This window comes from Phenylobacterium sp. (assembly GCF_036723115.1).
GTDB lineage: Bacteria > Pseudomonadota > Alphaproteobacteria > Caulobacterales > Caulobacteraceae > Phenylobacterium.
In genome coordinates, this window is the sequence record NZ_DAIMHV010000168.1 from 1 (window position 1) to 5,767 (window position 5,767).

General features: G+C 69.5%; 6 protein-coding genes. 5 read left to right on the plus strand and 1 reads right to left on the minus strand.

What is annotated here, in order from left to right; translation table 11 throughout:
- The 4 genes from V7D28_RS13485 to V7D28_RS13500 all read left to right on the plus strand — a co-directional run.
- The coding region (locus tag V7D28_RS13485; RefSeq protein ID WP_333587902.1) for a phosphoserine transaminase at window positions 1–891 on the plus strand (891 nt) is incomplete at its 5' end.
- 106 nt (window positions 892–997) lie between these two features.
- Window positions 998–2,575 carry a phosphoglycerate dehydrogenase gene (gene serA / locus V7D28_RS13490; protein WP_333587903.1) on the plus strand — a complete coding sequence of 526 codons (1,578 nt, stop codon included), beginning with the start codon at window positions 998–1,000 and terminating at the stop codon, window positions 2,573–2,575.
- 40 nt (window positions 2,576–2,615) lie between these two features.
- Window positions 2,616–2,990, plus strand: coding sequence for a hypothetical protein (locus V7D28_RS13495; protein ID WP_333587904.1), 375 nt, complete (start codon window positions 2,616–2,618; stop codon window positions 2,988–2,990).
- A gap of 78 nt (window positions 2,991–3,068) precedes the next feature.
- Complete coding sequence (locus V7D28_RS13500) at window positions 3,069–4,568, plus strand: inorganic phosphate transporter (protein ID WP_333587905.1); 1,500 nt, start codon at window positions 3,069–3,071, stop codon at window positions 4,566–4,568.
- On the opposite strand, the gene V7D28_RS13505 is transcribed toward V7D28_RS13500, so the two are convergent.
- Window positions 4,546–5,073 carry an NUDIX hydrolase gene (locus V7D28_RS13505; protein WP_333587906.1) on the minus strand — a complete coding sequence of 176 codons (528 nt, stop codon included), beginning with the start codon at window positions 5,071–5,073 and terminating at the stop codon, window positions 4,546–4,548. The genes V7D28_RS13500 and V7D28_RS13505 overlap by 23 nt on opposite strands.
- Window positions 5,074–5,196: 123 nt before the next feature.
- On the opposite strand from V7D28_RS13505, the gene V7D28_RS13510 reads away from it, so the two are divergent.
- Window positions 5,197–5,643, plus strand: coding sequence for a cupin domain-containing protein (locus tag V7D28_RS13510; protein ID WP_333587907.1), 447 nt, complete (start codon window positions 5,197–5,199; stop codon window positions 5,641–5,643).
- Window positions 5,644–5,767: the final 124 nt, after the last annotated feature.

The following is a 5,767-nucleotide window of genomic DNA, read 5'->3' on the forward strand; positions in this document are numbered from 1 at the left end:
CAGCTGCTGGCCTTCGAGAGCTTCGGCAAGGACTGGGTCACCGACGTGACCAAGCAGCTGAAGATCGAGGCCGAGGTGCTGTCGGCCCCCTATGGCGAGCTGCCGGACCTGACCAAGGTGCGCAAGGACGCCGATCTGGTCTTCACCTGGAACGGCACCACGTCGGGCGTGCGCGTGCCCGATGGGGACTTCATCGCCGACGACCGCGAGGGCGTCACCATCTGCGACGCCACCAGCGCGGCCTTCGCCCAGGCCCTCCCCTGGTCCAAGCTCGATGTCGTGACCTTCTCCTGGCAGAAGGCCCTGGGCGGTGAAGCCGCGCACGGCGTCCTGATCCTGTCGCCCCGGGCCGTGGCCCGGCTGGAGAGCTATGTCCCGGCCTGGCCGATGCCCAAGCTCTTCCGCATGACCAAGGGCGGCAAGGTCAACCTCGAAATCTTCGAAGGCGCCACCATCAACACGCCCTCCATGCTGTGCGTGGAAGACGCCATCGACGCCTTGAAGTGGGCTGAGCGCATCGGCGGCCTGGCCGAGATGCGCCGCCGGGCCGACGCCAATCTGGACGTCCTGTCCCGTTGGGTCGCCAAGACGCCCTGGGTAGAGTTCCTGGCCGCCGATCCGGCCGCCCGCTCCAACACCTCGGTCTGCCTGAAGGTGGTCGATCCCCGGATCACGACCCTGGACGAGGCGGCCCAGGCCGACTTCGCCAAGAAGCTGGCCTCGGCGCTTGAGAAGGAAGGCGTGGCCCTGGACATCGGCGGCTATCGCGACGCCCCTCCGGGCCTGCGCATCTGGTGCGGCGCCACGGTGGAGACCTCCGACCTGGAGGCGCTGACCCCCTGGCTGGACTGGGCCTTCGAGACCCTCTCCGAGACCCTCCAGCCCGCCTGAGCGTCCGATTAGCGGGAAGGCGCGCCGCGCTCGCCTTCCCCTTTTCGCTTGAGAACATCACCGCCCGGCCGCGACCGGCCGGCGCATCCCAGAGAGACTCCGCCCCATGCCCCGCGTCCTCATCGCCGACAAGCTTTCCCCCGCCGCCATCGAGATCTTCAAGCAACGCGGCGTCGAGGCCGATGTGAAGACCGGCCTGTCCAAGGACGAGCTGCTCAAGATCATCGGCGACTATGACGGCCTGGCCGTCCGTTCGGCCACCAAGGCCGACAAGGATGTCATCGCCGCCGCCAAGAACATGAAGGTGATCGGCCGGGCCGGCATTGGGGTCGACAATGTCGACATCCCCGCCGCCACCGCCGCCGGCATCGTGGTGATGAACACCCCCTTCGGCAATTCCATCACCACGGCCGAACACGCCATCGCCATGATGTTCGCCCTCGCCCGCCAGCTGCCCGCCGCCGACGTCTCCACCCAGGCCGGCAAGTGGGAGAAGAACCGCTTCATGGGCGTGGAGCTCTACGCCAAGACGCTGGGCCTGATCGGCGCCGGCAATATCGGCTCCATCGTCGCCGACCGGGCGCTCGGCCTGAAGATGAAGGTCGTCGCCTATGACCCCTTCCTCAGCCCCGAACGCGCCGTGGAGCTGGGCGTCGAAAAGGTGGAGCTGGACGAGCTGCTGGCCCGGGCCGACTTCATCACCCTGCACACCCCGCTGACCGACAAGACCCGCAACATCCTGTCGGCCGAGAATCTGGCCAAGACCAAGAAGGGGGTGAAGATCATCAACTGCGCCCGCGGCGGCCTGGTGGATGAGACAGCCCTGCGCAAGCTGCTGGACGAAGGCCACATCGGCGGCGCCGCCTTCGACGTCTTCGTCGAGGAGCCGGCCAAGGAAAACGTCCTCTTCGGCGCCGAGAACTTCATCGCCACCCCGCACCTGGGCGCCTCGACCAACGAGGCCCAGGAGAATGTCGCCCTGCAGGTGGCCGAGCAGATGAGCGACTATCTGCTCACCGGCGCGGTGACCAATGCGCTGAACTCGCCCTCGGTCACCGCCGAGGAGGCGCCGCGCCTGGCCCCGTTCATCGCGCTGGCCGGCAAGCTCGGCGTCTTCGCCGGCCAGATGGTGGATTTCGGGGTCAAGGCCATCGACATCGCCTATGAGGGCGAGGTCTCCAAGCTCAACGCCAAGCCGCTCACCGCCGCGGCCCTGGCCGGGGTGCTGCGTCCCATGCTGGGCGACGCCGTCAACATGGTTTCGGCGCCGGCCGTGGCCAAGGAGCGCGGCATCACCCTGTCGGAATCCCACCAGGACGACTCACCCATCTATGAGAGCCTGATCCGCATCACCGTCACCACCGAGAAGGGCAAGCGCTCCTTCGCCGGCTCCGTCCTGGCGGGCACGCCGCGGGTGATCGAGGTCAAGGGCATGGACCTGGACGCGCCCTTCGGCCCGACCATGCTCTATGTGAACAACGAGGATAAGCCGGGCTTCATCGGCGCCCTGGGCGTCCTGCTGGCCGAGGCCGGGGTGAACATCGCCACCTTCAACCTGGGCCGCGTCTCGGCCGGGGACGACGCCATCGCCCTGGTGGGCGTGGACCAGACCCCCACCGAGGAGCTGATGAAGAAGATCCAGGCCCTCCCCCACGTGAAGGAAGCGCGCACCCTGCGCTTCTGACCCTATTGCCAGGCGGCGGCGTTCCGGTAACGCTGCCGCCATGGCTGGTCCTCCCAACGAAAAACATGGCCGCACCGTGCCCGGGGGGCGCGGCTATTGGCGGACGCAACGCCTGTGGGCGCTGGCCGCGGACCTGCCGGTGATAGACGTGCCCATCGCCGACATCGTCGAGTTCGATCTGGACTGCTGGTTCCAGGGCCGCCACACGCCCAGCGTCCGCGCCGTGGCCGAGCATGCCCGGCGGATCTTCAATGCGGATCTCGCCTATCCGGTGATCCTGAACGCCGAGGGAAAGTTGATGGACGGCGGCCACCGCCTGGCCCGCGCCTGGATGGAGGGCCTGACCGAGATCAAGGCGGTCCGGTTCCCGGTGACGCCCGCGCCGGACTGGGTCGTTCCCGACACAGGAACCTGAAAAGCCCGGCGAACGCCTGCACCCGTGCGCCATCCGTGCTAATGCGCCGTCCACGGATGAATGGACCCCGGAGCGCCCGTGGCGAAGACCACCCTCGACAAGGACCTGGGCAAGGTCGCCCGGCTGGAAGCCGCCACGGGCGAACTCTCGCGGTCCATCGCCCTGCCCGGCCTGGCGGTTCTCTTTCTGGTGGCGGTCACCATCTTCGCCGCCCTGGTGGTCGCTGACGGTCCGCTGGCGGTCTATGTGATCATCGGCGCAGTGGTGGCCGGCTATCTGGCCCTGAACATCGGCGCCAATGACGTCGCCAACAATATGGGGCCGGCGGTGGGCGGAAAGGCCCTGCCCATGGCCTGGGCCCTGGTGATCGCGGCCGTGTGCGAGGCCGCCGGCGCGATCCTTGCCGGGGGAGACGTGGTGTCCACCGTGTCCAAGGGCATCATCACCCCGCCGGCCGACCTGGGGACCGTCAATTTCATTCTGGTGATGACGGCGGCCCTGTTCGCCGCCGCGGTCTGGATCAATCTGGCCACCCTGATCGGCGCGCCGGTCTCCACCACCCATTCCATCGTCGGCGCGGTGCTGGGGGCCGGGGTGGCCGCGGCGGGTTTCAGCGTGGTGGCCTGGCCGACCCTGGGGGCCATCGCCGCCAGCTGGGTGATCTCGCCCGTCCTGGGGGGGATCGTAGCCGCCGCCCTGCTGGCGCTGATCAAGTTCGCCGTCCTGTTCCGCCAGGACCGGGTCGCCGCGGCCAGGGTCTGGGTGCCCCGGCTGATCGGCCTGATGAGCGGCGTCTTCACCCTCTACATGCTCAGCAAGGGGCTGAGCCGGGTCTGGTCGCCGCCCACGAGCGTCGCCCTGGGTCTCGCCGCCCTGATGTTCGTCCTGGGCTGGGTGCTGGCCAAGCCCTGGGTCAACGCCCGCGCGGCCGTGATGGAGGATCGGCGCAAGGCGGTCAGCCGCCTCTTCGTCCTGCCGCTGATCGGGGCCGCCGCGCTGCTGTCCTTCGCCCATGGAGCCAATGACGTGGCCAATGCGGTGGGCCCCCTGGCGGCCATTGTGGACGCCGCCCAGAACGGCGGCGGCGCCGGAGAGGTGCAGTTGCCCCTCTGGGTGCTGGCCATCGGCGCCTTAGGCATTTCACTGGGGCTGGCCCTGTTCGGACCCCGCCTGATCCGGACGGTGGGCGAGAAGATCACCAAGATGGACGCCATCCGCGCCTATTGCGTGGCCCAGGCGGCGGCGATCACCGTGCTGCTGGCCTCGGCCCTGGGCCTGCCGGTGTCTTCCACCCACATCGCCATCGGCGGCATCTTCGGGGTCGGGCTGCTCCGCGAAGGCCTGACCAACCGCGGCGTGCGGCGCCGGCCGAACGGCGGCGCGCCCCAGGTTCCGGCGCCCCCCGTCCCTGACCCGATGGAAGATGACCTGGTCCAGGCCGCCAAGCGCGAGAAGCGGCGTCTGGTCCGCCGCCGGCACGCCTGGGGGATCGCCGCGGCCTGGGTGGTCACAGTGCCGGCCGCCGGCCTCCTCTCGGGCCTGATCTATGCGGCCCTCAGCCTTTGGAGCCGGTTCTAAGGGCCGGCGGGGGGCGGGCCGGCTGACGGTCCCGGAGCCGTTGTTCCAGAACCTCGGTCATCCGCACCAGGTCGGCATCGGACAGGCGTCGGCGGGCCTCCTCCAGGCTCATCCACCGCCGCCGCCTCTGCCCCCGCTCGGGCCAGCGGTCCAGCTGACGGGTGACCTCCAACGGATAGATCACCACCTCGATCTGCTCGGCCCGGCCGTTGCGAACCCGCCGCGACTGATAGGCGCCCAGGGGCTCCCGATCGGCCAGGCCCTGCACGCCGGCCTCCTCGAAGGCCTCCTGGGCGGCCGACTCCCACGGCTCGCGGCCGGCCATCAGGCCACCCTTAGGAAAGAGCCAGCGCCCGGTGCGGCGGGAGGTGACCAGCAGCACAAGGACGCCCTTGCGGGTCAGGCGATAGGGGGCCGCGCCGGACTGGCGGGTCGGCCCGGCCGACTCCCGTCGGGGCGCGGGCGGCTCTGGCCCTCGCCACCACCGGATGAAACCTCGCAGCATCGCCGCCCTCGTCACGACCGGCGGGTCTGCGCCGCCCTCGTCCCAGACCCAACGCCGCGACAGGCCCCGGCGTTCAGAGCGACGGCCATGGCGCACGGGCCAGGTTCGGCGTATCAGATTCGCATGCCCAAGCTGCGTCTCGACGACATCCCCCAGACCAACGCCACCGGCTACCCTCCGGCATATGCCGCCGCAGTGCAGGGGCGCTTCTACCGCCGCATCGGAAAGGCGGCCGGCCTGAGCGACTTCGGGGTCAGCCACGTGACGCTGAAACCCGGCGCCTGGTCTTCCCAACGCCACTGGCACGAGGGCGAGGATGAGTTCGTGGTGGTGCTGTCGGGCCAGGCGGTGCTGGTGGACGAGGCCGGCGAGCACCCGATGGGTCCAGGGGACTGCGCGGCCTTCCCCGCCGGCGCAGCTGACGGCCACGTCCTGCAGAACCGCAGCGACGCCGACTGCGTGCTGATCGCCGTCGGCCGTCCGTCGGAAACGCCCTGCCACTATCCCGATATCGACATGCATCTGGACCCGCAGCAGGGCTTCGTCCGAAAGGACGGCTCGCGCTTCTAAAGCGCGTTCCGATAAGTGGTGCGCGGTTATCGGATCGAAACGCGCTCAAGGGTCAGGGTTTAGAGCCTGTCGCGCAGGGCGGCGATCAGCGCGAGCGCATCGAGCGGCGGCCGCTGCTCGATCC